Here is a 25,446-nt window from a genome sequence, read left to right on the forward strand (position 1 = left end):
GGGAGTGAACGGGGCCACATTACCTTCGTGGGGAGGAGGTGGCGCCGTCCGGCCGCTGGGAGAGCGCCGACCCCTTCATCGCACGGCGTCGAAGCGTTCCTGGTGCGCGGCGACCTCGTCCCGGTGCACTTCGGACCAGAGCTTGAGTTGCCGCACCGTGTCGTGCAGAGAGAGCCCGAGGTCGGTGAGTTCGTAGTAGACGGTGACCGGGACGGTCGCGGTGGCGGTGCGTGCGAGCAGACCGTCCCGCTCGAGCGACTTGAGCGTCTGCGACAACATCTTCGGGCTGACTCCGGCCAGGAGTCGCGCCAACTCGGAATATCGCATGGGGCGTGGTTCGCCGTCGCAGTCGGGGCCGCTGCCGAGTGCGGACATGACGAGGGTCACCCACTTGCCCGACACGCGTCCGAGCAGCCTCTGGCTGGGGCAGGCGGCCAGGAAGGCGTTGTACTCCGTCTTGGCGACGGCCTTCTTCTCTGCAGCGGTCATCGTCGTCATGTCTCTCCCTCTGGGTACTAACGCACTAAATGGTAACTACTTCCGATTCGGTAGTCACGGGCACAGAGTGGTTCACGGTCACCCGCTCGAATTCCCGAAAGGCCTCCTGTGAACGCTCAGACATCCGCCCTCCCCGGCGGCACGTGGACCTTCGGTGACACCGCCGTCAGTCGCTTCGGCTACGGCGCAATGCAACTCGCCGGCCCGGCGGTGCTCGGACCGCCCGCCGATCACGAGGGTGCTGTCGCCGTCCTTCGCGAAGCGGTCTCCCGTGGCATCACGCACATCGACACCGCCGAGACGTACGGACCCCGCGTGGCCAACGAGCTGATCCGCGAGGCTCTGCATCCGTACGGCGCTGACCTCTTCATCGCGACCAAGGTCGGCGGTCGCCGCGATGCAGAAGGCGGCTGGCCGAGCGCCCGGACGCCGGACGAACTGCGACGGCAGGTCGATGACAACCTCCACACCCTCGGCGTGGATGTCCTCGACCTGGTGCACCTGCGTCTCGGTGACGCGAACGGCCCCGTCCCCGAGCGCATCGGCGACGCATACGAGACGGTGGTCGACCTGCAGCGGCAGGGGATCATCCGTCACCTCGGTGTCAGCAACGCCACCCTCGAGCAGATCGACGAGGCGCAATCGATCGCGCCGCTCGTGTCGGTGCAGAACATGTACAATCTCGCCGTGCGCGGCGACGACGAGCTCATCGACCGGCTCGCGGCCGAAGGCGTGGCCTACATCCCGTTCTTCCCCCTGGGCGGGTTCGCCCCGCTCCAGTCCGACGCCCTCTCCGCGGTTGCGACACGGCTCGCCGCCACGCCGATGGCGGTGGCGCTGGCGTGGCTGCTGCGCCGCTCGCCGAATATCCTCCTCATCGCCGGGACCTCTTCCGCGGCGCATCTGCGCGAGAACATCGCCGGAGCGGGCCTCGACCTCTCCGACGCCGACCTGGATGAGTTGAACAGGATCGCCGGCTGAGCCCTCCGAACCAGGTGCGGATGATCGCTGTTACTCGCAGCACGACCGGTCCATATGGTTTACTGATCCCCATTCCGTACCGATCGGTACGCGAATTCGGCTCGCACGCGGCTCAGCAGCCGTCGACCAGCCCCGGGGGTACGCCATGCCGCAAGAGTGGGGGTCGTCCCCGGAGCACATCCGGTCGATGACGCCCGGCTGCAAAAGGGGTTGACCTCGGTCGGCGACCGGCGCATGAACCGCCAACACCAACCGAAAGGACGCACCATCATGGCTACATCGAACGACTCTTACGAACTCGCGCGTCGGCGCGTCATCGCGAAGACGATCTTCACCTGGGTTGTGGCCGCATGGGTGCTCCTCGCGCTCGTCCAGGTCGCGATCTGGTACCTGACGACTCCGGACGGCTACTTCTGGCCGGTGTGGCCCATCCTGGGAACGCTGGTGGTGGTCATCGTGGTGGGCGTCATCACGTACGGACGGCGTCCCGCTGCGGTGTCGGAGAGCCGTATCCAGGCCGAAATGGCCAGGATGCGAAACAACAGCTGACTCTGCCCCGCCGTCAGCCCGGGCGCAACCACACGGTCGTTGCGCCCGGGAGGTCAGCGGAGGTCGGTCCGCTGGCGAGGAGCACGTGGCCCTCGGGCAGCGGGACCGGGTCGCCGCCGAAGTTGGTGACGTTCGTCCATCCGCCTGGCCGGGTGAATGCGAGAACACCGCCGCGGGAGAGCTCCTCGTCCCACGCGAGCGACTCGTCGGTCTGCAGTGCGCGTCGAAGACGCAGCGCCTCGCGGTAGAGAGTGAGAGTGGATGCGGGATCGTGCTCCTGCGCTTGGACGGAGAGCCCTCCGAACCACGCCGGCTGCGGCAGGTGTGCGCCGTCCTCGCCGAAACCGAACGACGACCCGGTCTCCTTCCACGGCAGGGGGACGCGGCATCCGTCTCGCCCGAGTCCATCGAAGCTCCACTCGGGTTCACCCACCGAGCGATGGTAGGCGGGGTCCTGCCGCGCCTCGGCGGGCAGGTCGCCGACTTCGAAGAGGCCGAGTTCCTCTCCCTGGTACAGGTAGGCCGAGCCGGGGAGGGCGAGCAGGAACAGCGTCGCGGCGCGCGCACGGCGGCGGCCCAGATCGAGGTCAACCGCGTCGGCGGGGGCGCCGGCGAGCATCCACTCCGTTCCCTGCTTCACGTCGCGGCCGTCCAGGGGAGGAAGCCCGTACCGCGTCGCGTGGCGGGTCACGTCGTGATTGGAGAGCACCCACGTCGAGGATGACCCCGTCATGGCCGACTGTGCCAGGTTCTCGGCGACGATCGTGCGGAACTGGCCCGCGTCGAAATCAGCCGTGAGCAGATCGAAGTTGAAAGCCTGCCCGAGGCTGGTGGGGGCGGCGTACTTCGCGCGACGCTCGGGCGAATCGACCCAGGCCTCGGCGACGGCGGTACGAGGCGGGTCGTACTCGTCGAACAGGGCGCGCCACTGGGCATAGACCTCGTGCACCTCATCCCGGTCTTGGAGGGGGTGGCGTCCGGAGGCCGGGTCGAGCAGGTCCAGTTCGGCCTGGGCGGGGAGGGGGTCGATGAGCTCCTTGACGAGCATGTGCGCGACGTCGATGCGGAAGCCGTCGACGCCACGGTCGGACCAGAAGCGCAGGGTCGTCAAGAAGTCGTCGCGCACCTCGGGGTTGTCCCAGTTGAAGTCCGGCTGCTCCCTCGCGAACGAGTGCAGGTACCACTGCCCGTCACCGACGCTCTCCCACGCGGGCCCCCCGAACACCGATGTCCAGTCGGCCGGAGGGAGCTCTCCGTGCGCACCCGACCCGTCACGGAAGAGGTACCGGTCGCGTGCGGCGCTTCCGCGCCCGGCCTCGAGCGCTTCCTGGAACCAGGGGTGCTCGTTCGAGGAATGGTTGGGCACGATGTCGACGATCACCCGGATGCCCACCTCGTGCAGGGCAGACACCATCCCGTCGAATTCGGCGAGGGTGCCGATCCGCGGATCGACGTCGCGGTAATCGGCGACGTCGTAGCCGCCGTCGGCGAGGGCCGACGGATAGAACGGGCTCAGCCACACCGCGTCGACGCCGAGGTCACGGAGGTACGGCACGCGCGAGACGATGCCGCCCAGGTCGCCGATGCCGTCGCCGTTGGAGTCGGCGAACGAGCGGGGGTAGATCTGGTACACCGCGGCCTGGCGCCACCACGAGGCGGCGGGGGCGATGACGGATTCTGCTGCCATCGGTCTCTCTTTCGAAGCGGGAAGGCAGGGCGCAGCGCGTGTCCGGCTCCCCGTGCGGTCGGTCGGTCAGCCCTTGAGGGCGCCCTGGGTCACGCCCTCCATCACCCAGCGTTGGGCGAAGAGGTACGCGAGGATCGCGGGCGCCATCGCCATCAGGTAAGAGGCGAAGGCGACGTTGTACTCGCTGCTGAACTGCGTCTGGAAGAGGTTCTGACGCACCGGCAGCGTCTGCAGGTTCGCGTCGGAGATGATGAGCGACGGCATCATGAAGTCGTTCCAGGCGTACAAGAACGCGAAGATGCCGACCGTTGCGCTCATCGGCGCCAGCAGCGGGAAGATCAGGCTCCAGAAGGTCTGCCACGTCGACGCACCGTCGATTCGCGCACTCTCCTCCAACTCGATGGGGATGGAGCGCAAGAACGCCGTGAACAGCAGCACGCTGAAGCTGAGCTGGAACATCGTTGCCAGGATGATGACGCCGAACGGGTTGTCGAGGCCGACGCGGCCGGTGAGTTGGATCTGCGGGAGCGCCACGACCGGGAACGGAATGAACATCGCCCCGAGCAGGTAGAAGAACGACCAGCGAAAGACCCGCCGATCCCAGTTGCGCACGATCGCGTACGACGCGAAAGCAGCGAGGAGGATGGTGGCGACGACGGTTCCGACCGTCACCAGCAACGACACGGCAAAACCCACGGGGAACCTGGTGAGTTGCCACGCGTCGATGAAGCCCTGGATGCTGAAGGGCATCGGCAGCGAGAACGCATTGCCGTCGACGGCCTGGCCGGGGGTCTTGAACGACATCGAGATGGTGACGTACAGCGGCAGGAGGACCGTGACGGCGCAGAGGAGCAGGATGACCGTCCCCGACCAGCTGACGCGTTCCCCCTTGCCCCTTCGGCGCGCGCCGGATGGGGGAACCACGATGTTCTTGGTGCTCGCTGCGGTGGCGGTGTCCGTGGTCATCAGAGGGCGCTCCTTCCGCGCGTCACCGAGAGTTGGGCGATGGCGATGACGACGGTGACGATGAAGAACAGCGTCGCTGTGGCCATCTGATAGGCGTAGTCGCCCGTCTGGAAGCCCCGGATGATGGTCATGGCGATGCTGCGCGTCGACGTGCCCGGTCCGCCGTTGGTGAGGCCGATGATGATGTCGTAGGCGTTCAGGAAGTTCTTGAAGCCGAGGATGACGTTGATCACGACGTATCCGGCCACCAGCGGCAGAGTGATGCGCAGCAGCTGCTGCCGCTTCGAGGCGCCGTCGATGTCGGCCGCCTCGTAGACGTCCCCGGGGACGGAGAGGAGCCCGGCGATGTAGATGAGCAGCGTGCCCGGGATGGACTGCCACGCAGTGACGATGACGATCCCGACCCAGGCGAGGTTGGGGTTGGCGAGGATGCTCTCCTGCAGCGCGGGGATGCCGAGGGCCGAGCCGATGGCGGGCAGGGAGTTCTGGAAGAGGAACTGGAAGACGTAGGCGATGATGATGCCCGAGACGACCATGGGGATCACGAAGATCGCCCGCAGCCCCACCTTGAACCGGATGCGGGAGGTCAGCCCCACCGCGAGGAGGAACGCGGCGACGTTGACGACGATCACCGTCACGAGCGAGAACCCGAACGTGAACAGGAAGCTGCCGAGAATGGCCGGGTCGCTGAACGCAGCGACGTAGTTGGTGACGCCGATGAACTCCCAGTCGCCCAGGCCGATGGAGTCGGTGAAGCTGAAGAAGATGCCGATGATTCCCGGGACGGTGATCGCCAGCGTGAACAGGATCACCGGGGGGAGCAGGAAGAGGTAGTAGATCGGCTCGACCCGCTTGCGGCTGTGGTGCACCGGGGTGTCGCCGCCGGTCACGATCGTCGTGGTGGTGGTCATCATCCTGCCGTCTCCTCGGTCGACACAGCCGGTTGGCGGAACGCCAGTCGGGCCCAGTCGGCATCCATCGTCCGCAGGAGGCGCAGGGGGTCCGTGCCCAGGACCAGCGCTTGCGCGTAGTTCTCGGTCGGAATCGCCCGCGGAATCAGGACGCCCGGGCCCTGGTACACGGCGCCCTCGTTGTAGTACGCGATCATCCCCTCGATCCGCGGATCGCTGGGATCTTCGCCGGTCGTGGTCGGCACGAATCCGAGCTGCGAGTCGTTGTACGCCTGGATGATGTCGGGCTGGAAGAGGTACTCCAGGAAGTCGAAGGCGCCCTCCTTGTTGGAAGCCTCATCGGGGATGAGCGTGACCAGGTCCATGTTGACGCGCACCTTGAGGTCGGCGGGGTCCTCGGTCATGGGCAGTGGGAAGGTGCCGAGTTCGAGGTCGGGTGACGTCCGGGCGATCTCGCTGAAAGCCCACGGGCCCTGCAGGTACATGGCGCCTTCGCCCTGCGCGAAGGCGACGTTGCCGGTGTCGTAGTTGCGGCCGTTGGCATTGGGCTGCGTGTACTCGCTGGCGAGGAGCTGCATCTTCTCGATCGGCTCGAGGAAGTCCTTCTGGAACGACACGGGGGAGTCGGGTCCGATGTCGGCGCCCTGGGCGGCGAGCTCGTCGAAGAATTCGAGAGGGTCGATCGCACCGCCGATGCTGTAGTCGAACCAACCCTGGTTGACGGTCCACGCGTCGGCGAACGTGCCGTAGAACGGCGAGACCCCCGCCGCCGTCAGCGTGTCGCACACCTCGATGAGCTCGCTCCAGGTCTGCGGCACCTCGAGGTCGTGCTCGGCGAAGATCGCCGTGTTGTAGATGACCGACGCGCCCATGACCGAGTACGGCAGGCCGGTGATCCGACCTTCGCAGACGCCGTACTGCTCGAGGAGTTCCTGCATCTCGGGCCGGATGGTGCTGGCCGCTTCGGTGTCGGACAGATCGGCCAGCGCACACCGCTGGACGAAACGCGACACCTCGTGGTTGTAGTTCGCCAGCATGAGGTCGGGCGGGTTCCCTCGGACGAAGCTGGCCGCGATCGGGTCAGGGCCCGATGTGTCCATATTCACGCGGAACTCGTCCTGTGAGGCGTTGTAATCCGCCACCACTCCCTGCATGAACTCGATCGCCTCACGCTTGTTGAAGGTGAAGTGGACGCTCTGCGTTCCCGAACCGGCGCCCGTGCCGCACCCGGCAAGCAGCGATGCGGTCAATACGGCGGTCAGACCTGCCGCCAGCAGGCGCGCGGTGCGCCTCGTTATTCGAGACATCCTTGTCCTTCCCAACGACCATCGTTTTAGATTCGGGCAGTAAATCTAGGCACCGCATCTAAACGACGGGACCACTGTCTCACCCGGGGACCGACCCGTCAACCTTGTATCGTCGGGGGCATGACTCTGGGGTCGGCGAGCTCGCCGCAGCTGATGAGGCGCATGAATTCGGGGGCGGTGATGCGGTTCGCCCTGCGTTCCCCCGAGTTCACGGCGGCCGAGGCGATGGCGGCGACGGCGCTGACCCGGTCGACGATTCTGGGCGTATGCGACGATCTCGTGACGGCGGGATGGCTCGAGGAGATGGCCGACAGCCGGGCCGCGGGCCTGACACGCAAGGGACGGCCCGCGCGGCGCTACGGCCTCCGCGAGGAGGCCGGTGTGGTCGCCGGCCTCGACGCGGGGGAGCATCGTTTCACCGCCGCCGTCGCCGACCTGCGCGGACGGACGCTCGCGGAGCGGACCGCCGTGCCACCACCCCTTGACCGGAACGCGGTCGCCGGGGCCGGCGTCGGTCTATCCGCCGCCGCCGGGCGTCGGGACCTCGCGGCCACGCTGCTGCAGGAAACGGTGCGCGCCGCCGGGCGGGATCCGGCCGACGTCCTGCTCTGCGTCGTCGGCGTACCGGCTCCCGTGGACTCCGCGGGACGATCGCCGAACGGCGATCACGACTTCTGGATGACGATGAACCCGGGTTTCCACGGCCTCCTTCCCGGGGCTGCGGTGGCCGTGGAGAACGACGCCAACCTCGCCGCCGTCGCGGAGCAGACCCACGGGGGACAGGCGCAGATCGGAAACGTGGCCACCGTCCTCTCCGGTGAGCGGCTAGGCGCCGGCGTCATCGTGGACGGCCGGCTTCTGCGCGGCGCCCGCGGAGGCGCGGGCGAGATGCGCCTGCTCAGCATCGTCGACGGTGCGGGCTCCCCGGACGGGATCGGTGCGCTCGCGCGCGGGTGGGCGCAAGCGGCCGTGCGGGAGGGCGCCGAGACGGCCCTGAGGTCGGTAGGCGCCGCCGACATCTCCGCGGAGGACGTCTTCCGCGCCGCCCGCGACGGCGACCCTCTCGCGTGCGACATCATCTCCCGCCTCGGATCACGCGTCGCGCGAGTCGTCGTCGTGCTGGCGAGTCTCCTCGACATCGACCGCGTCGTGATCGCGGGGGCGATCGCCGACGCCGTCGAGCCGGTTCTCCGCCAGGCCCGCCGAGTCCTGGAGAAGGATTTCCCGCCTCCCGTGCCCGAGGTCGTGGCCAGTTCGCTCGGTCGGGATGTGGTCGTCCTGGGCGCGGTGGAGTCGGCCCTCGCCCGTGTGCGTGAGGAACCGCTGGCCTTCACGCCTCGCGCACGAGCGCTGGCCTGAGTTCCGCGTCGGGACCGCCCGAGCCGCGAGGCGCGCGGCGTCCCGGATCTGGCTCCAGCGGCACGGCGGATCAGAGACGGCGCACCTGCAGTTCGTGTTCTATCGCCCGGTCGCCGTCGCGGTCTACACGGAAGGTGCAGGGCACCTCGGCCGAACTCACCACCTCCACCAGACGGTCACCCTCGAAGTGAAGTGAATCCAGGTTGCCGATTGCGTAGCCCGGTGGGAGAGCGCCCGAAGCGACGGCGTCGAGGTAGACCGGCCGGCGCTGTGGGTCCGCGTCGTAATGCGGGCAGACGCTGCCCCGCAAGAACCCCAAACCGTCGTGGAGAAGGCGCACGGTCGGCCCGTACGAGTCGGTCGTCCCGTTCTCGAACCAGCACAGGGCTCCGGCGCTGCCGCCCGCGAACACGTAGCTCGCCGCGTCGTCCTCCCACATCTGCCGCAGGACCCGGTCGAGACCATGGAAGCGCCAGACCCCGAGCATCGCCCCGGTGTTACCGCCTCCGACATGGATGACGTCGAAGCTGCGCACGTAGGCATCCAGGTCGTCCTGGTCGGGCATGTAGAACTTCAGTCGACGCGCGTAGGCGCGGTCTGCGTCGTAGGTCTCGAAGAAGCTGAGCGCGTAATCGGGGTGGTCACCGTACGCCGTACCCACGAAGAGCACGCGCGGGCGCTCTTTGCCCGTCAGCCCGAGGATGAAGTCGTGCGTCGGGTCGTTCGGGTTGTCCATGATCGCCTTGCCGGCTCCCGCCGCGACGATGTGCGAGACCATCAGGCAGCCGGCCGATAGAAGACGTCGCCGTCCTTCATGACGAAAGGGGGGAGGTTCAGAACGCTGAAGTCCTCGAGCGGATCCCCGGGCGCGGCGATCAGGTCCGCAACCTTCCCCACCTCGATCGTGCCGAGTGTGTCACCCATTCCGATCAGATCGGCGCCGTTGCGGGTGCCCGCGAGAAGGGATTCCATCGGCGTGAATCCGTACCGCGAAAGGATGCTGAGCTCCTCCCATACCTTGCCGTGCAGCGAGTCCGTGCCCACCGCGACCTTGAGCTTTATTTCGGCGGCGTAGCGCAGCGATTCCAAGGCGTCGTCGATGGTGTTCCGCAATTTGTCCTTGACGTAGTCAGGGATCGTCGGCATCTCGAGCGCCTTCACCCCGTACGTGCTGGTCGAGGTGAGATACGTCCCGTGCGCTTTCATGAGGTCGTAGTCATCCTTGCTGAGAAGCAGCCCATGCTCGATGGAGTCGACCCCGGCTTTGACGGCAACGGCGACACCCGGCCCGCCGTGACCGTGGGCCATCACCCGGCGACCGAGACGGTGGGCCTCGTCGATGCACGCGACGATCTCTTCGTCGGTCATGTCGGGGGCGTACACATCCGATCCCGCGGTCGCGGCGCCACCGGAGACCATGATCTTTATGACGTCTGCGCCTCGGCGCACTTCGTCGCGGATGGCGGCGCGCAAGGCCCAAGGCCCATCGGCTTGGCGGCCGACGACCCAGCCGTGCCCACCGGTGCGGGCGATGAGCCGGTGTGCCGACACGATCCGCGGGCCCGTGATGATCCCGTGCTTCAGTGCCCGCTTGATGAGGTTTCCCGTGTCCCCCGGGTCGCCTGCCGTGCGCACGGTCGTGACACCTTCCTTGAGTATTTGCTGCGTGTGCAGGGCCGCCTTCATGGCGTAGTACTCGGGGGCGTCGAGTCCCTGCTCCATCTCGTCCTCACCGAAGATCAGGCCGAGATGCTCGTGGCAGTCGATGAGGCCCGGAACGACCGTCATCCCGGAAAGATCGATGACCTCGGCATCCTGCTCGTCGGCCGCGCCGGCGGGGGCGATGGCGGTGATGAGACCGCCGGAGACGACAATGTCCTGGCGCTCCCGGGGGCGCGACCCGGTGCCGTCGATGAGTGTGCCCGCTCGGAGGATGTAGCTCGGCATGGATGGCCTTTCTCGTTGGTTGATGGGGACGCTTGTCACGCCGCCTCGACGGCGTGACAAGCGAAGGACCGCCCGCGGGAATCCTCCTCGAGCGGTGGAACCTCGACGACGCAGCGATCGAACGCCAGAGGGCAACGCGTGCGGAACCGGCATCCGCTCGGCGGGTGCAGGGGGCTGGGGATCTCGCCGACCAGCGGGAGCTGGTCCCGCGAGCGCGTCGGATCCGGTTCGGGGACAGCCGACAGCAGGGCGCGCGTGTATGGATGCATCGGCTCGTTGAAGACCGCGTCGTACCCGCCCACCTCGGTCAGGCGACCCAGGTACAGCACCGCAACCTCATCGGCAATGTGCTGGACGACGGAGAGGTCGTGGGAGATGAAAAGGTAGCTGAGCCCCAGCTCGCGCTGCAGCTCGAGCAAGAGGTTGATGATCTGGGCCTGGATCGACACGTCTAGCGCTGACACGGGCTCGTCGCACACGATGAGCTCAGGTTTGCTGGCCAGAGCGCGCGCGATTCCGACGCGCTGGCGTTGCCCCCCGGAGAATTCGTGGGGGTAGCGGTCGGCGAACCGCGCGGGCAGCCCGACTGCGTCGAGCAGCCTCGCGACCTCTGTCCGCCGGTTCCTACGGGAAACCAGCGAGTGAATTCGCAACGGTGCCTCGAGGGTCTCGGCCACGGTGGCCCGCGGGTTGAGGGAGGCGAACGGATCCTGGAACACGAGCTGCATGGAGCGTCGCATCCGCCGCAACGGTTGCGACTTCATTCCGACCAGCTCCACGCCGTTGAATTTGACGCTGCCGGTGGTCGGCCGCACCAACTGCAGGACGCTGCGCCCGAGAGTGCTCTTGCCCGACCCCGACTCGCCGACCAGACCGAGCGTCTTGCCGCGCTCGATGGTGAAGGACACCCCGTCGACAGCTCGCACCGTGCCGCCGGGAACGTCGAAGTGAGTTGCCAGGTCAGTGACCTGCAGCAGTGGGGGAGTAGTCATCATGCACCCATCACCGCGGGAAGCGGGGTTTGTGGTTTCACCCAGCAGGCGACGCGGTCGCCGTTGGGAAGAGTCTCCAGCGGCGGCATCTCGATGCGACAGCGCTCCCGCACGAACGGGCACCGCTGTGCGAAGGGGCATCCCGGCTGACGGTCACGAGGGTCGGGTGGGAGGCCGGGGATGGCCGGAAGCGTCGACTGGTGGGCGAAAGCGGGAGACGGAATCGACTCGAGGAGACCGATGGTGTATGGATGCCGCGGGTCACGGTAGATCGCGTCACACGGCCCGGACTCGACGACGTGTCCCGCGTACATAACCGAGATGCGATCGGCTATCCCAGCGAGCAGCGCCAGGTCGTGGGTGATCCAGATAACAGCCGTGCCGTACTGGCTCTGCAGGTCTTTGACCAACTCGACGATCTGGGCCTGCACCGTGACGTCTAGAGCCGTCGTCGGTTCATCCGCGATCAGAAGGGCCGGACGACTGGCCACTGCCATGGCGATCATGACGCGCTGGCGCATGCCGCCCGAGAACTCGTGCGGATACCGCCTGGCGCGTGCCGCAGGGTCGGGGATGCCCACCCGGTCCAGAAGCTCGACGGCCTGCCGTGAGGCTGCGTGGCGCGATATGCCGCCCTGCGCGACGATGGCCTCTCTGAGCTGCGCGCCCACCCGCATGACGGGGTTCAAAGAGGTCATCGGATCCTGGAAGACCATCTTGATCTTCGTCGCCCGGAGGCGGCGACGTTCGGCCGTGCTCAACGCGAACAGGTCGCGTCCTTCGAACACCGCGGTTCCGACGTCCACGCGAGCAACCGACGGAAGGAGATCGAGGATCGCCAACCCGGACAGGCTCTTGCCAGACCCCGATTCGCCAACCACGCCCAGCGTTTCGCCCGCGTCCAACGCGAACTCCACGTCGCGGACGACGGTCGTTCGCGACTTCTTCGAGCCGATGCTGACCTGCAGGCCCCTCATATCGAGCAGTGCACTCATTTCCCGTCACCTCTTTCGGTGCCGGGGCGCAGCGCCCTCGCGCTGCGCCCCGGGGTCCGATTACTTAACCCAGCGTCCGGCCTGCATCACGCGGTGCACTTTGCGCAGCGCGCTCGGGTCGGTGAGCGGATCGCCGTCCAGGACGACGAGGTCGGCGATCTTGCCCGGCTCCACCGAGCCGAGGTCAGCCTCGCGACGCACGACCTTGGCGCCGTTGAGCGTGAGCGACCGAATGGCTTCGACCGGACTCCATCCGGCGTCCACGAGCGCACCCATCTCGATGTCCATCCGCGCGTGCGCGGTGTCACAGCCGACAGCCACCGTTACTCCGGCGTCGTGTGCCCACCCCAGCATCGTGGCGCTGGCTGCGATCGACCCCGCGATCTTGTCGCGATAGTGGTCGGGCATGCCGGGCATGTCGGCGACCGCGCGAGCGACGGCCTCCGTGCTGATGAGGATGGTGTTCGACTGGGCAATGAGACCGACCTGCTCCTCGGTGAGGAGCACGCCGTGTTCGATCGTGTCGATCCCGTTCTGCACCGCCACCGTCACCCCCGGACCCCCGTGGGCGTGCGCGGCGATGGGTCGCCCCGCCCGGTGAGCCTCGTCGATTGCGGCGATGATCTCGTCGTCGGTGAACTCCTGCACTACCGGCGATGAGCCCGCGGTCGACATGCCGCCCGACGCCATGATCTTGATGACGTCGGCCCCTTTCTTGAGCTGCTCCCGCACGGCCTTGCGTACGTCGTCGACACCGTCCGCCTCGCGCCCGAGGAAGTGAGCATGACCCCCGGTTCGCATGATCGGCTCGGCCGCGACGTACATGCGGGGGCCGGGGATCTCGCCGGCCGAGATGGCTCGACGCATCTCGAGGTCAACGCCCTTCGGTGATCCGAGGCTGCGAAGCGTCGTGATGCCCGCTTCCACGACCGTGCGCGCGTTGGCGACCGACTTCATCGACATGTAGCTGACGGGCTCCCGAGACTGCGCCTCCTCGTCGCCCACATCAAGGTCGAGGTGATCGTGACAGTCGATCATTCCCGGGATGACCGTGTAGGCGCCGTAGTCGAGATCGACCGATTGGCCGCTCTCGGCCGGGGTGATCGCGGTGATGCGATCACCCTCCACCGTGATCACGACATCGGAGACGGGATCCGCTCCGGTTCCGTCAACGAGCACGCCCACCTTGATGCGAAGAGGGGCCATCACTCGGTGCTCCCGACCTCGGTCACGACGATGTACTCGTCCATGCGCAGGTGGATTCCGTCGATGCTGGTCGAGACGGCGGTGATCGCCGGCTCCCAGTACAGCGGCACGATCGGCAGCTCGTCATAGGCGACGGACTGGATCTCCTCGTAGGCGGCTGCTGCCTCGGCGTCGTCCAGCAGTGCCGCGCTCGCGTCGATCTGGGCGGTCAGGTCCTCGTTGCAGTAGTAGTTGCGCCCCAGTTTGCAGTGGAAGAGACCGTTATAGAACGAGGTCGGGTAGAGGGTGAAGTCCGTGGAACCGAGGAAGTAGAAGTCGAAGGCGTCCGTGCCCTTGGCGGCCTGCCCGCTGTACTCCGACCACGGTAGCGACGTGAACTCGACATTCACGCCGACATCTTCCAGCATGCTGGCGATGGCCTCGCCGACCTGCGCGTCCATCTGGTAGCGGCCCTGCGGTGCGCCCACCCGGATCACGGATCCGTCATAACCGGACTCTTCGATCAGGGCGGCCGCTTCATCAGGGTCGAACGCGAACGGCTCGAGGTCAGAGGCGTATCCCACCGTCCCCGGAGGGGAGACCGAGTTTGCGACCTCCGTCGTTTCGCCGAGCAGATCGCTCACCAGACTTTCGCGGTCGATTGCGAGCGAGAGCCCCTCGCGGAAGTCGGCGTTCTGGACCCACTCGTTCGTGAAGAGCGGAACCATCATCATGACGCGCATCGTGCTCGCGCTGAGGATCTCGATGTCCGAGTCGGACTCGAGCGTGGGCAGCTGGTCCGGCGGGATGTTCTCAGCGATCTGGACCTCTCCCGACTGCATCGCGGCGATGCGCGCCGATGCTTCGGGCATGATGCGCCATTCGATGGACTCGGGCCCGCTTTGTTCGCCCCAGTAGTCGGCGTACTGCTGGATGGCGACCTCGCTGCCGGGCGTGTAGGAGACGAACTCGTAGGGCCCTGTGCCGACCGGGTTCAACGTGTACTCGGCTCCGAACTCCGCGACTGCTTGCGGAGAGACGATCGGCAGCTGGACGAGGGAGTTGAGTAGGCCGCGCGCGGGCGTGAGCGTGTGGATGACCAGCGTGTGCTCGTCTTCCGCCTCCACCGATTCGATCGTCGACGTCCAGGTCTTCAGCGGTGTCGCGAAAGCGGGGTCCATGACCGAGTCGATGGTGAACTTCGCCGCTTCTGCGGTGAATGGCTCGCCATTGTGAAAGGTGACGTCCTCGCGGAGGTGGAAGACCCACGTGGTGTCGTCGCGGGTCTCCCACGTTTCCGCGAGGAGACCAACGATCTCGACGTTGCCCTCGCCGTCGTCCATGCGTTCCACGAGCGGCTCGTAGATGTGAGCGTTGACGCTGTAACCCTGGCCGACCCACGTGAGGCGCGGATCGAGGTTGACTGGGTCGGCGCCGATTCCGACGGAAAGGGTTTCGATTGCCTCGGGGCGGGCGTCCCCTTCGCCTGAGTCGGCGGGCGTTTCTGATGAACAGGCCGCGAGCGACAGCGCGATGGCGCCGACGACGAAGACGGCGACGCCGCCCCTCACTCGATTGTTAAAATGCATTGCTTCTCCTCTGATGCAACAGGAATCTGTCGTGTGGTGTCACTTGGGGAAGGGAATCGGTAGCCGCCGATTCCCGCAGCCCGCCTGCCCTCGTTCTCGAGCGTGCGGGCGGGCTGCGTCACGGTGCGGGGCTGTATTCCTTGACCGGATAGAGCACCCCCTCTCGGTAGACGCGACGGACGTCTCCGTATGAGGTCGTGTCCTCGAGCGGGTTGCCGCCCAGCACTGCGAAGTCGGCTTGCTTGCCGACGCCGATCGTTCCCCTCGTGTCATCCACGCGGCACAGACGTGCTCCCTCCAGGGTGAGCGAGGACAGCACTTCGAGGGGTTCGAAGCCCGCATCCAGTAGCGCCTGAGCCTCCGTCGCGACCTTCCCGTGGTTGCCGTCGCATCCGATTGCCACCTTCACGCCCCGGGCGCGCGCTTCACCGAGCATGTTGATTCGCTTCTCGAGTGCGCGCTGTGCCTTCGCACGGTAGAAGGCTGGCGCGTCCGGGTCGTCGGCGACCGCGCGCCCGATCCCCACGGTGCTCACCAGCCAGATGCGGGCCGCGGCGAGCTTGTCGAGCTGATCATTGTCCAAGAACGCGCCGTGCTCGATGCTGCGGAAGCCTGCGGCGATCGCCGTGTCCACAGCCGGGCCGCCATGCAGATGACCGGTGACATCGAGCCCCGCGCGTGCCGCTTCGTCGCCGATCGCGAGCAGTTCGGCGTCAGTGAACTCCTGCACCATGGGATCGCTGCCCGGCGTCGAGTTCCCGCCGGAGGCCATGACCTTGATCCACGAGGCCCCACCTTCGAGGTGTTTGCGCACCGCTTGCCGCACCGCGTCCTCGCCATCGGCGACGGTCCCCATGAAATGCGCGTGGCCGCCGGTGCGCGTTATCGGAGCGATCGCGGGGATGATGCTCGGGCCGGGGATGATGCCCTCGTCGATGGCGCGCTTGGCCTTGATGTCCATGGCGTCGGAATCACCCAGAGTGCGGACGGTGGTGATGCCGGACTCGATGATGGTGCGGGCCACGACGGTGGCGGTTACCGCCTGCCGGGTGAACGGACGGGTCGCCTGCTCGACCTCGTCTCCGCCACCGATGGTGAGGTGGTCGTGACAGTCGACGAATCCAGGCACGACGACGAACTGCGATGCGTCATGCACATCGATGCCCGTGCCTGTCCACTCGGCCGCGGGGGTGATCGAGCTGATGGTGCCGTCTTCCACCTCGATGATCTGGTCGTGGGCAGCGCCCGTGAGTGGGTCGACAACTGTGCCGGCGTGAAGTGCGAAGTGCATCCTTCAGTTCCGTCCTTTCTTCTGGGTGGGATCGAGAGCGTCACGCAAACCGTCTCCGAGGAGGTTGAAGCTGAGCGCAGTGAGGACGAGGGCGAGACCGGGCAGTGCAGCGATCCACCAGGCGGTGATCACGTAGTCGCGACCATCCGAGAGCATGGAGCCCCACGTCGGGATGTCCGACGGAACGCCCAGCCCGAGGAAGCTGAGGGAGGATTCGGCGATCACCATCGCAGCCGCCTCGAAGGAGGCCAGCACGAGGAACGGTGACATGACGTTAGGGATGATGTCGCGCCGCATGATGGTCGAGGGGCGACCCCCGATGGCTCGCGTCGCTTCGACGAAGTCTCGGCCCGTCAGGCCGAGGGTCGTGGCGCGCACGACCTTGGCGTACGACACCCAGCTGGTGATCGCCAGCACGATGATGACGTTCAACAAGCCGGGACCGATGATCGCCGAGATGACCATCGCGAGCAGGAGAAACGGGAAGGCCAGCTGCACGTCGAGGATGCGTTGGATCAGCGCGTCCAGCCACCCCGCCCGATATCCGCTGACTACGCCGATGACGAGTCCCAGCCCGCCGCCGAGTACCACGGCGGCGATCGCGACCGTCAAGGAAACGCGGGCGCCGTGGATGAGCAGCGTCAGCATGTCGCGACCGAGCTGATCGGTGCCCGCAAGGTAGAAGCGCCCTTCGTCGTCAGTGCTTCCGGGCGCCAGGAGGCGGTTTCCCAGGCTCTGCTGGGCATGGTCGAGAGGAGCGATGATGTCGGCGGCGACTGCAGTCACGGCGAGGACCACCAGAATGGTGAGCGCCGTCGCAGCGAGGGGGCGGCGCAGGAGTGCGCGGAGGACGGTCACGCGGTGCGTCCCTTCAACTTGATGCGCGGGTCGAGCACCCCGTACAGCAGATCAAGCACCAGGTTCACCAGAATGAAGATTGCCGCCGAGAGCATGATGATGACCTGCACGACCGGATAGTCGCGGCTGCCGATCGCGCTGACCAGCAGCGAGCCGATCCCCGGCCATCCGAACACCGCCTCGGTCACAACGGCACCGCTCAACAGGGCGCCGAGCTGCAGACCCAGCATTGTGATGACCGGAAGGATCGCGTTGCGCAGTCCGTGCCCGAAGATGACCTGCCCCTCGCCGATGCCCTTGGATCGCGCTGTCCGAAGATAGTCCTGGGAGATCACATCCAGCACGCTCGACCGCGTGAGCCGGCTGATCAGTGCGATCTGCGCGAAGGCGAGCGTGATGGTCGGGAGGATCAGGTCCCTGAACTCGCCGTAACCCGAGGTCGGCAGCCATCCGGTGCGTGCCGCGACGAACACGATCAGCATGATCCCGATCCAGAACGTGGGCATCGATTGTCCGAGCACCCCGAGCACGCTGACGACGCCGTCCACCCACGTGCCCTTGCGAAGCGCAGCGATCGTCCCGAGGGGCACGGCGACGACGACCGTGAGGATCAGTGCCGCCGTGGCGAGCTGTAGCGTCGCCGGGAGATACTCCAGAACGATCGCGAGCGCGGGACGGTGACGGGCGATCGACTCGCCGAAGTTACCCGTGAGGACTTGGCCCAAGAACGTGAAGAACTGCACAACGAGTGGCTCGTTGAGCCCCATGCTGTCGCGGAGCTCCTTCACCTGCTCGGGCGTACCGAACTCCGAGAGCATCAGCGCGGCGGGGTCTCCGGGCAGCACCCTCAACAGAAAGAACGCGACGATGAGTACGCCCACCAGTGCGATCGCCGCCTGCCCGACACGGCGGGCCACGAATCCGAGCACGCGTCAGCCCTCGGGCCTTTCCTCGCCGCGGTGGCGCATGCGGGGAGGCTGGGAATAATAGAACGTGTCGTAGATGCGCTCGATCTCGGCGAGATTGGCGGCCTGTCGTTCCGTGTCCCCGGTCGTGGCGATGAGGAGGAGAAGCAGGTTGACGATGCCGACGGTGCCCACGTGGCTGAGGTAGAAACTGGGACCACCGACCTTCGCGTAGAACACGTAGTCCGAAAGCGGCACGAGCGGCGAATCAAACGAGTCGGTGACGGTGACGATCTTGGCGCCGCGTTCGCGGGCGAAATTCACCTCGGCAACGGTTTCCCGGTTGTAGTGACGCAGGATGAAGGCGAGGACGACATCGCGCTCGTCGAGCGAACGGAGTTGGTCGTAGATGTCTGAGTTCGCATTGTCGAAGTGGCGGCTATTGGCGAGCAGAGCGTTGAGATAGACGGCGGCAATGCTCGCGGGCGCCCGAGAACTGCGTGAGCCGATCACCGCGATCTGGCGTGCGTTGCTGAGGAGCTTCGCCGCCGCCTCCGCGTCTGCGGGGACGACGGCCTGCATTGTTTGGGTGAGGTTGCTGATGTCGGAGTCGAGTGAGTGCTGAATACGGTCGTCGATCGTCGAAGACTCGCTCTGCGCCGTTCCCCGGTACAGGTCGAGGATTCCCAAGTCGTCCATCAACAGGTTCCGGATGGCTTCCTGCAGCTCCGGGTATCCCCGAAAGCCGAGATCTTTCGCGAAGCGCACCACGACCGACTCGCTGACGCCGGATTCGCCGGCCAATTGCGCCGCATTGAGGAACGCGGCGTAACGCCAGTTCTGCACCACGAAATCGCCGACTGCGCGCTTGGCCGCGCTCATTGAGGCGGACCGAGCGCGGATCGCCTCGAGTGTGGAGGGTGTCTTCTGGTTCATAGCTGCAAGAAATCTTGTCGTTTCGACGCGGGTTGACGGATATCTTGCGTCGGACGCTATTCCACGGGTAGTGCGGAATGCAAGCGCCACGGGCATCGGGTGCCCTGGAGAAACAAACCTTTAACAATCACGCCACCCACCCGTGCGATGCTCTGAGAATTCCGCGGTCAGCGGCCCCTTCGTCGTCGGTGGCCTGGCGGCCCTGCTCGGCGCCGCTCTCATCGCCAGCCTGCCCCTGTGCAGGACCTGACGAACAGCCGGGGAGCCCGGTACCCCTATGCTGTGGCTCGTGAATTCACGACGCGTTGCGCCCTTCAGTTTGAGGTTGAGTCTCGCCGCCGGGGTACTCGCCCTCGCCCTGCTCGTCACCTCGTGCGCACCGTCGGCGCCGGAGCCGTCCACGCCGCCCACGCAGCCGAGCCCCTCCGCCAGCTCCGACGGGCCGAGCGCGGAAGCGGAGGTCGCCACGGCGACGGCGACGCTGGTGGACGGCACGATCGACGTCATCGTCCGATCGCTGGAGCTGGATGACAACGACACCACGATGACGTTGCGCGTGGCCTTCATCCCGCATCTGGAGGGCGACCAGGAGAGCTACACGCTGTCGGCGATGAACGGGTACATCTTCACCCACCCCGTTCTGCTCGACCGTCAGAACCTCAAGCGCTACAGCGTCATCGAGGGGGAAGGCGCGCAGGACTGGCTGACGAACGCCGATGCCGAATCCGTCGACGGTGAGCCGCTCGAATCGTGGTTCGTCTATGCGGCGCCGGAGGACGATATCGACGTGATCACGTTCACCATGGACGAGTGGTCGATCGAGCTGCCGGACATCCCGATCGGCGGCGGCCGGTGAGGTCGGCGGCTGCTGCGGCCACCGTGGGGCTGCTCCTGGCGGCAGGCGGCCTCGTCGACCGGCGGGATGCGCCGGATCCGACGCCCGACGACATCGAGACCTCGGTCGTCGTCTACTCGACCGAGGACTCGGTCGAGCTGCTGGTGGCGAAGGCGGACGATCAGACCCTGACGCTCGGTTCCGACGTGCTCTTCGCATACGGGTCCGCAGACCTGGACGCCGGCGCGCGGTCGGCGCTGCAGGGGGTGATCTCCGACCTGCCGGACGGAGCATCCGTCGCTGTGGACGGTCATACCGACTCCCGTGGCGGCGACGGCGTCAATATCCCGCTGTCGCAGGCACGAGCACAGGCAGTCGCGGACGTGATCGCCGGCGAGCGGCCCGATGTGACCGTCGCCGTTGCCGGTCACGGGTCCTCAGCCCCTGTCGCCCAGGAGTATCCCGGCGGGCAACCCGACTACGACGCCATGGCGACGAACCGCCGGGTCGAGGTCCGCGTCGGCCCCTGAGGGAGCCCGGGTCTGCAGCATCCGCTGTTGCGGCGCCTCCGGGCTTAGCGGACTCGGGCGCCGAGGGAAAGGGTCGGCCGGAATCGGGTTGGGGCCGTTACAAGTAGTGGATGGACAGGATTCACTACGCCGGCGACTCCATCCTCACCGGGACGGAGATCGCCCACGCGCTGCTCGGGTACGCCGGGGCACTTGCTGAGGTCGGGTCATCCGCGACGGTGGAGATCCCCACGGTCGACGAGCAGGGCGAGCGGGGGCGTTCGACGATCCTGGTGGGCCCGGCCAGTCAGCTGATCTCCGACTCGGTCGAGGTCGACGTCGACGAGGTCGTGGATGCGGCGCTCGTCGCCGATCTCCGGGCCAAGACGGATCATCTTCATCGCTTCGGGATCCCGCAACCCGCCGCGACCGTTCAGGGCGAAGACGTGCCGGCGGCGGTGGAGGGGTGGAGCGATTTCGAACGACCTCTGAGGGTCTCGTCCGCAGGCCACGGGGCGCAGCTCAGGCCGGGCCGAGCTCGTCAGCGGGAATCGGGATCAGCGCGAGGTCGGTGCCGGGCGCGATCAGGAGGTAGGCGGGCCGTGGTGCGCCTTCGCCCGAGTTGACCTCGAGCCAGAAGCTGCGAGAGTCGTGCGCGGCGGCGAGGATCTCCTCGCGCAGTTCGTCGGTGTCGCGGTTGCCGACGGAGTACTGCTGCCCGCCGTAGAGGATGTCAATACGCTTCATCGGGCGCCCGCTCTCCGCCGGGGTGTGCCGGCGGCTCCGGAACGACGTAGAGCCCGCGGGGCGAGTTCGCGGTGAACATGAGGGCGTCCACCCATGCCCGGTTGAGCGCCGGAATGCGACCGCCGTAGTACTTGTAGGTGATCACGCTGTGCGGGTGCACCCAGATGGACGTCCGGCCGTTGCCGATGCTCGAATCGTCCTTCCAGCTGAAATGGAAAGACTCGCCCCGGCGCAACTTCGCGCCGATCACCACTTGCAGATGGGCGAGCAAGCGGTCTTCGAAATCCGCCTTCAGCTGGCCCTCGAACAGAAACTTGCCCATGATCTTCCTCTTGCCCCGCGGCGTCCCCGGCGGGTACGGCCCCAGCCTGCCATACTCCCGGTGCAGAAATCGCGCGGATCGGCTACAACCCGCTGTCACGCACGCGCACCGCGTAGTGGCTGTGCCGGTGGCGCGCAAGCCCGCGGGAGGCGGTGCTGCTCTCCCTAGGCTGGACCCTGCTGAAAGGAGCGTGGACATGATGAGTTCTCCCGTCCCGCCCGTATCGCCCGAGGACGAGAACCCGGCGAGCGAGCTGAAGACCGATGTGGTGCACGACGTCGAACGCGAGCATACGATCACCAGCGACGTCGGGGTCGACGACGAGTCGGCCGACGGCGACGGATCCGCCGACGCCTGACTCTTCCGAATCGTCGTCGCGCGCTCAGCCGGTCGGCTGCGTCGCGGTGCGTTGGCGCCGCATCCGCCGTCCCAGCACGCCGTGGCGCGGGCTGAAGAGGTACACCGCCGCGAACACGGCCCCCTGGACCACCACCACCAGCCCGCTCGAGGACGCGTCGAGCCAGTAGCTGAGGTAGATCCCGACGACCGATGACGCTGCGGAGAGCACGGGAGCGATGATGAGCATGTGCCCGAAGCGGTCGGTGAGAAGGTACGCCGTGGCGCCGGGGATGATGAGCATCGCGACGACGAGGATGACCCCGACGACCTGCAGAGCGACGACGGCGGTCAACGCGAGAACGCCGAGAAGGAGCGCCCCCAGTAGCCGGGGCGACAACCCGATGGCGAATGCGTGGGCGGGGTCGAACGCGTAGAGCGTGAGGTCGCGCCGCTTGATCACGAGCACGACGAAGGCGATGAGGGCGAGCACCGCGATCTGCACGAGGTCGCCGGTGGAGACGCCCAGGATGTTGCCGAAGATGATGTGGTTGAGATCGGTCTGACTCGGGGTCACGGAGATCAGGACGAGCCCCAGCGCGAAAAGCGTCGTGAAGACGATGCCGATGGCGGCGTCTTCCTTTACGCGGCTGGTCCCGCGGATCAGCCCGATGAGTGCGACGGCGAGGAGCCCGAACACGATCGCGCCGATCGCGAACGGCGCCCCGACAACGTAGGCCAGGACGACCCCGGGGAGGACCGCGTGCGAGACCGCGTCGCCCATGAGCGACCATCCGATGAGGACGAGCCAGCACGACAGGACGGCGCACACGACGGCGGCGATCACGGTCGTCACCAGGGCGCGGGTCATGAATTCGTACTGCAGCGGCTCGATGAGCAGGTCGAGGAGGTTCACCGTTGCGGTCCGTCCACCGGGGCGTCCAGGCCGAAGGCCCGGGCGAGGTTGTCGGGGCGGAGGGCCTCGGACACGTCGCCCTGGAACACGATGCGGCGCAGCAGCAGCACCGCATCGTCGGCGAGGTCGGGCAGGGCATGCAGGTCGTGGGTGGAGACCAGGACCGTGCGCCCGTCGCCGGCGAGTTCCCGCAGGAGCCGCACGATGGTGGCTTCCGATCTCTTGTCGACCCCGGCGAAGGGTTCGTCCAGCAGCAGGATCGCGGCATCCTGCGCGATGCCGCGGGCCACGAACGCGCGTTTGCGCTGACCGCCGGAGAGCTGCCCGATCTGCCGACCGGCGAGACCGGTCAGCTCCACCCGTTCGAGCGCGTCATCGACCGCGGCGTGGTCGGCAGCCCGAGCCCGGCGGGTCGGGCCCATGTGGCGGTAACGGCCCATCATCACCACGTCGCGCACCGAGACCGGGAACGCCCAGTCGACGTCTTCGCTCTGCGGCACCGATGCGATGAGACCGTGCGTGCGGGCTGCCGCCGCCGTGCCGCCCTCGACGCGCACGCTCCCGGCCTGCGGCCGGATCATGCCGAGGACCGTCTTCAGAAGGGTGGACTTCCCCGAACCGTTCATACCGATCAGGCCGGTCACCCGCCCTGGTTGCAGCGTCAGCGACACGTCCTCGAGGGCGACCACGTCGCCGTAGCGCACCGTCACCGCCTCGACCTCGATCGCCGCACTCACGAGGACTGCCCGGTCAGGGCCCGAAGGATCGTCGCGGTGTCGTGCCGGATGAGGTCCAGGTAGGTGGGGACGGGTCCGTCGGTCTCCGAGAGCGAATCGACGTACAGGGTGCCGCCGAAGTCGGCACCCGTCGCCTCGACGACCTGTTGCATCGGCCGGTCCGACACCGTCGACTCGCAGAAGACCGCCGGTACGTCGTTGGTCTCCACGAAGCGGATGGCCGCTGCGATCTGCTGCGGTGTGGCCTGCTGTTCGGCATTGACCGGCCAGATGTACGCCTCCGTCAGTCCCGCGTCGCGCGCGAGGTAGGAGAAGGCGCCCTCGCACGTGACGAGGGCGCGCTGGTTCTCCGGCACGGCGGACAGCTCGGCGACGAGCGCGTCCTGGATCTGCTGCAGCTCGGCGGTGTACTGGGCGGCGTTGGCTGCGTACTCCGCGGCGTGCTCGGGGTCGAGGTCGCTGAAGGCGTCGACCATGTTCTCGACATAGATCTGCGCGTTGAGCGGGCTCATCCACGCGTGGGGATTCGGCCTGCCTTCGTACGAGTCTCCCGCGATGTCGATCACCTCGACCCCCTCGGAGACGACGACGTGGGGCACGTCGGTGGACTCGACGAACTGCGCGAACCACGCCTCCAGGTTCAGCCCGTTATCGAGGATGAGGTCGGCCTCGGAGGCCTTCGCGATGTCGCCGGGCGTCGGCTCATAGCCGTGGATCTCGGCGCCGACCCTCGTGATCGAGTCGATCTCGAGGTGCTCACCCGCGACGTTCCGCGCCATGTCGGCCAGAACGGTGAACGTTGTGAGGACGCGAGGGCGGTCATCGCCTCCGGCGGCGGCATTTCCGCCCGCGCACCCCGAGAGGAGAGCAGCGGCCGCCGCCATCCATGCCAGCCGTCTCGCTGCGACGGAGCGATTTTTCGGCATACCGAAAAACTACCCTGCCCCGTGCCCGCCGACAACCTGTCGAGTCGCCAACAACCGCGCGCAGGACGAGCGAGACACGACAGATCGTGGCGACTGGACGGGGGGAGGGATCAGGAGACGAGAGAGCTCTGGGGCACGAGGGGGAAGACCTGCTCGGCGATCCGCTCCAGTTCTTCCCTCAGGGGGGACGACTGGATGAGGAGCAGGGTGATCCCCGCGTCACCGTAGGCGCGGATGCGGTCGGCCACCTGCTCGGCGGTTCCGACGAGGTTGGGGCGGAGCCCCCGTGTCCCCACGGAATACTCGCGCTTGGTGAGCTCCAGCGACAGGTTCGAGTTGCGCTGGAACTCCTCGAACGACGCGTAACCGGGGGAGCCGGGGTCGACGGTCGTGATCCGTTCGAGCTCGCGCTGCGCCTCGGCCTCGGTGTCTCGGACGATCACGTACGCGGGCATCCCGATCTCGCGCAGCGGACGCCCGGAGACGCGCAGCGAACGCTCGGTGATGTCGGCCACGTTCGCCCGCGCCTCCTCGATCGTGCCGCCGTGCATGACGTAGGCGTCGGCGAAGCGGGTGATGGCGTCTTTGCCGGCTTCGCTCTCTCCGCCGGCGTAGATCACCGGTGTTTCCGCCGGCTTCGGCTCGACGATGGTGTCTTCGAGCTCGTAGTAGTCGCCGGCGAAGGTGAACGGCGTCTGCGCCCACAGGCCCCGCAGGACCTGCACGAATTCTTCGGCCTGGACGTAGCGCGCGTCATGCGTCGTGAAGTTCCCGCCGAATTGGCGTGCCTCCTCCGCCCACCACGCGGCGACGACGTTGAGCGCGACGCGTCCGGGCGCGATCGAATCCAGCGTGCTCACCGTCTTGGCGAGGACGGCGGGGAGGTGGAAGCCGGGACGGACGGCGGTCATCACGCGCAGGTGATCGGTGACGGCGAGGATAGCCGCCGACAGCGACCAGGCCTCCAGGCTCGGGGCGCGCACGCCCTTGCGGTCGTTGAGGTAGAGCTCGGGAACGAGGGTGGTGTGGAATCCGAGGCGATCGGCGGTGACGGAGACATCCCGGATCGATGCCCACGTCGCCGCCATCCCCTCTTCGTCGGCGACGTTGCGGAGGAATCCGCCGTAGACCGGCGTCCAGTAGCCGAGATCGATGCCCATGG

28 protein-coding genes are annotated in these 25,446 nt (G+C 67.1%); 6 read left to right on the top strand and 22 right to left on the bottom strand.

Annotation, left to right across the window (positions count from 1 at the left end):
- Positions 1-75 precede the first annotated feature (75 nt).
- On the bottom strand, positions 76-498 hold the full coding sequence (locus AC2DFQ_RS06430; protein ID WP_484533316.1) for a winged helix-turn-helix transcriptional regulator: 423 nt from the start codon (positions 496-498) through the stop codon (positions 76-78).
- A gap of 108 nt (positions 499-606) precedes the next feature.
- On the opposite strand from AC2DFQ_RS06430, the gene AC2DFQ_RS06435 reads away from it, so the two are divergent.
- Both AC2DFQ_RS06435 and AC2DFQ_RS06440 read left to right on the top strand, forming a co-directional pair.
- On the top strand, positions 607-1,479 hold the full coding sequence (locus AC2DFQ_RS06435; protein ID WP_484533317.1) for an oxidoreductase: 873 nt from the start codon (positions 607-609) through the stop codon (positions 1,477-1,479).
- 270 nt (positions 1,480-1,749) lie between these two features.
- Positions 1,750-2,028 carry a 2TM domain-containing protein gene (locus AC2DFQ_RS06440; protein ID WP_484508370.1) on the top strand — a complete coding sequence of 93 codons (279 nt, stop codon included), beginning with the start codon at positions 1,750-1,752 and terminating at the stop codon, positions 2,026-2,028.
- 13 nt (positions 2,029-2,041) lie between these two features.
- Here AC2DFQ_RS06440 and AC2DFQ_RS06445 read toward each other — a convergent pair whose 3' ends face one another.
- From AC2DFQ_RS06445 to AC2DFQ_RS06460, 4 genes are all read right to left on the bottom strand, one after another.
- A complete protein-coding gene (locus tag AC2DFQ_RS06445) occupies positions 2,042-3,715 on the bottom strand; it encodes a glycoside hydrolase family 13 protein (RefSeq protein ID WP_484533318.1) in 1,674 nt (557 codons plus the stop codon).
- A 66-nt stretch (positions 3,716-3,781) separates the two neighbouring features.
- Entirely contained in the window at positions 3,782-4,681 is a 900-nt protein-coding gene (locus AC2DFQ_RS06450; protein ID WP_484508372.1) for a carbohydrate ABC transporter permease, read from the bottom strand.
- Complete coding sequence (locus AC2DFQ_RS06455) at positions 4,681-5,592, bottom strand: carbohydrate ABC transporter permease (RefSeq protein WP_484533542.1); 912 nt, start codon at positions 5,590-5,592, stop codon at positions 4,681-4,683. Before AC2DFQ_RS06455 ends, AC2DFQ_RS06450 begins: the two co-directional genes overlap by 1 nt.
- Positions 5,592-6,899, bottom strand: coding sequence for an ABC transporter substrate-binding protein (locus AC2DFQ_RS06460; protein WP_484533319.1), 1,308 nt, complete (start codon positions 6,897-6,899; stop codon positions 5,592-5,594). The genes AC2DFQ_RS06455 and AC2DFQ_RS06460 overlap by 1 nt, the downstream gene beginning before the upstream one ends.
- Positions 6,900-7,019: 120 nt before the next feature.
- Between AC2DFQ_RS06460 and AC2DFQ_RS06465 the strand changes: the two genes are divergently transcribed.
- Complete coding sequence (locus AC2DFQ_RS06465) at positions 7,020-8,258, top strand: ROK family protein (RefSeq protein ID WP_484508374.1); 1,239 nt, start codon at positions 7,020-7,022, stop codon at positions 8,256-8,258.
- A 70-nt stretch (positions 8,259-8,328) separates the two neighbouring features.
- On the opposite strand, the gene AC2DFQ_RS06470 is transcribed toward AC2DFQ_RS06465, so the two are convergent.
- The 10 genes from AC2DFQ_RS06470 to AC2DFQ_RS06515 all read right to left on the bottom strand — a co-directional run bounded on the left by AC2DFQ_RS06470 (position 8,329) and on the right by AC2DFQ_RS06515 (position 18,956).
- On the bottom strand, positions 8,329-9,036 hold the full coding sequence (locus AC2DFQ_RS06470; RefSeq protein WP_484533320.1) for a Type 1 glutamine amidotransferase-like domain-containing protein: 708 nt from the start codon (positions 9,034-9,036) through the stop codon (positions 8,329-8,331).
- Positions 9,036-10,205 (bottom strand): amidohydrolase family protein, encoded by a 1,170-nt coding sequence (locus AC2DFQ_RS06475; protein ID WP_484533321.1) that lies wholly within the window; start codon positions 10,203-10,205, stop codon positions 9,036-9,038. Before AC2DFQ_RS06475 ends, AC2DFQ_RS06470 begins: the two co-directional genes overlap by 1 nt.
- A gap of 35 nt (positions 10,206-10,240) precedes the next feature.
- On the bottom strand, positions 10,241-11,197 hold the full coding sequence (locus AC2DFQ_RS06480; protein ID WP_484533322.1) for an ABC transporter ATP-binding protein: 957 nt from the start codon (positions 11,195-11,197) through the stop codon (positions 10,241-10,243).
- Entirely contained in the window at positions 11,197-12,192 is a 996-nt protein-coding gene (locus AC2DFQ_RS06485; protein WP_484533323.1) for an ABC transporter ATP-binding protein, read from the bottom strand. Before AC2DFQ_RS06485 ends, AC2DFQ_RS06480 begins: the two co-directional genes overlap by 1 nt.
- 60 nt (positions 12,193-12,252) lie before the next feature.
- Complete coding sequence (locus AC2DFQ_RS06490) at positions 12,253-13,398, bottom strand: metal-dependent hydrolase family protein (RefSeq protein WP_484533324.1); 1,146 nt, start codon at positions 13,396-13,398, stop codon at positions 12,253-12,255.
- Positions 13,398-14,966, bottom strand: a complete 1,569-nt coding sequence (locus tag AC2DFQ_RS06495) for an ABC transporter substrate-binding protein (protein WP_484533325.1) — start codon at positions 14,964-14,966, stop codon at positions 13,398-13,400. The genes AC2DFQ_RS06490 and AC2DFQ_RS06495 overlap by 1 nt, the downstream gene beginning before the upstream one ends.
- Before the next feature lie 118 nt (positions 14,967-15,084).
- Entirely contained in the window at positions 15,085-16,257 is a 1,173-nt protein-coding gene (locus tag AC2DFQ_RS06500; RefSeq protein ID WP_484533326.1) for a metal-dependent hydrolase family protein, read from the bottom strand.
- Positions 16,258-16,260: 3 nt separating this feature from the next.
- On the bottom strand, positions 16,261-17,115 hold the full coding sequence (locus tag AC2DFQ_RS06505) for an ABC transporter permease (RefSeq protein WP_484533327.1): 855 nt from the start codon (positions 17,113-17,115) through the stop codon (positions 16,261-16,263).
- A complete protein-coding gene (locus AC2DFQ_RS06510) occupies positions 17,112-18,044 on the bottom strand; it encodes an ABC transporter permease (protein WP_484533328.1) in 933 nt (310 codons plus the stop codon). Before AC2DFQ_RS06510 ends, AC2DFQ_RS06505 begins: the two co-directional genes overlap by 4 nt.
- 3 nt (positions 18,045-18,047) lie before the next feature.
- A complete protein-coding gene (locus tag AC2DFQ_RS06515; protein WP_484533329.1) occupies positions 18,048-18,956 on the bottom strand; it encodes a MurR/RpiR family transcriptional regulator in 909 nt (302 codons plus the stop codon).
- 325 nt (positions 18,957-19,281) lie between these two features.
- Here AC2DFQ_RS06515 and AC2DFQ_RS06520 point away from each other — a divergent pair, with 325 nt between their 5' ends.
- Together AC2DFQ_RS06520 and AC2DFQ_RS06525 are read left to right on the top strand one after the other, a co-directional pair.
- Positions 19,282-19,812 carry a hypothetical protein gene (locus tag AC2DFQ_RS06520; protein ID WP_484533330.1) on the top strand — a complete coding sequence of 177 codons (531 nt, stop codon included), beginning with the start codon at positions 19,282-19,284 and terminating at the stop codon, positions 19,810-19,812.
- The gene (locus tag AC2DFQ_RS06525) at positions 19,767-20,321 is read left to right on the top strand and encodes an OmpA family protein (protein WP_484508376.1); all 555 of its coding nucleotides are present in this window, start codon (positions 19,767-19,769) and stop codon (positions 20,319-20,321) included. Before AC2DFQ_RS06520 ends, AC2DFQ_RS06525 begins: the two co-directional genes overlap by 46 nt.
- 206 nt (positions 20,322-20,527) lie before the next feature.
- On the opposite strand, the gene AC2DFQ_RS06530 is transcribed toward AC2DFQ_RS06525, so the two are convergent.
- The 3 genes from AC2DFQ_RS06530 to AC2DFQ_RS06540 all read right to left on the bottom strand — a co-directional run bounded on the left by AC2DFQ_RS06530 (position 20,528) and on the right by AC2DFQ_RS06540 (position 21,369).
- Positions 20,528-20,695: a hypothetical protein gene (locus AC2DFQ_RS06530; protein WP_484533331.1), complete on the bottom strand. Its 168-nt coding sequence runs from the start codon at positions 20,693-20,695 to the stop codon at positions 20,528-20,530.
- A gap of 127 nt (positions 20,696-20,822) precedes the next feature.
- Entirely contained in the window at positions 20,823-21,047 is a 225-nt protein-coding gene (locus AC2DFQ_RS06535; protein ID WP_484508378.1) for a hypothetical protein, read from the bottom strand.
- Positions 21,034-21,369: a DUF7882 family protein gene (locus AC2DFQ_RS06540; protein WP_484508379.1), complete on the bottom strand. Its 336-nt coding sequence runs from the start codon at positions 21,367-21,369 to the stop codon at positions 21,034-21,036. The genes AC2DFQ_RS06535 and AC2DFQ_RS06540 overlap by 14 nt, the downstream gene beginning before the upstream one ends.
- 196 nt (positions 21,370-21,565) lie before the next feature.
- Here AC2DFQ_RS06540 and AC2DFQ_RS06545 point away from each other — a divergent pair, with 196 nt between their 5' ends.
- On the top strand, positions 21,566-21,727 hold the full coding sequence (locus AC2DFQ_RS06545; RefSeq protein WP_484508380.1) for a hypothetical protein: 162 nt from the start codon (positions 21,566-21,568) through the stop codon (positions 21,725-21,727).
- 24 nt (positions 21,728-21,751) lie between these two features.
- Here AC2DFQ_RS06545 and AC2DFQ_RS06550 read toward each other — a convergent pair whose 3' ends face one another.
- The 4 genes from AC2DFQ_RS06550 to AC2DFQ_RS06565 form a co-directional block, all read right to left on the bottom strand.
- Positions 21,752-22,621 carry a metal ABC transporter permease gene (locus AC2DFQ_RS06550; protein WP_484508381.1) on the bottom strand — a complete coding sequence of 290 codons (870 nt, stop codon included), beginning with the start codon at positions 22,619-22,621 and terminating at the stop codon, positions 21,752-21,754.
- Positions 22,618-23,358: a metal ABC transporter ATP-binding protein gene (locus AC2DFQ_RS06555; RefSeq protein ID WP_484508382.1), complete on the bottom strand. Its 741-nt coding sequence runs from the start codon at positions 23,356-23,358 to the stop codon at positions 22,618-22,620. The genes AC2DFQ_RS06550 and AC2DFQ_RS06555 overlap by 4 nt, the downstream gene beginning before the upstream one ends.
- Positions 23,355-24,284, bottom strand: coding sequence for a metal ABC transporter substrate-binding protein (locus AC2DFQ_RS06560; protein ID WP_484533332.1), 930 nt, complete (start codon positions 24,282-24,284; stop codon positions 23,355-23,357). Before AC2DFQ_RS06560 ends, AC2DFQ_RS06555 begins: the two co-directional genes overlap by 4 nt.
- Before the next feature lie 110 nt (positions 24,285-24,394).
- Entirely contained in the window at positions 24,395-25,444 is a 1,050-nt protein-coding gene (locus AC2DFQ_RS06565) for an LLM class flavin-dependent oxidoreductase (RefSeq protein ID WP_484533333.1), read from the bottom strand.
- Positions 25,445-25,446: the final 2 nt, after the last annotated feature.

This window comes from Microbacterium sp. Z11_20 (assembly GCF_057197605.1).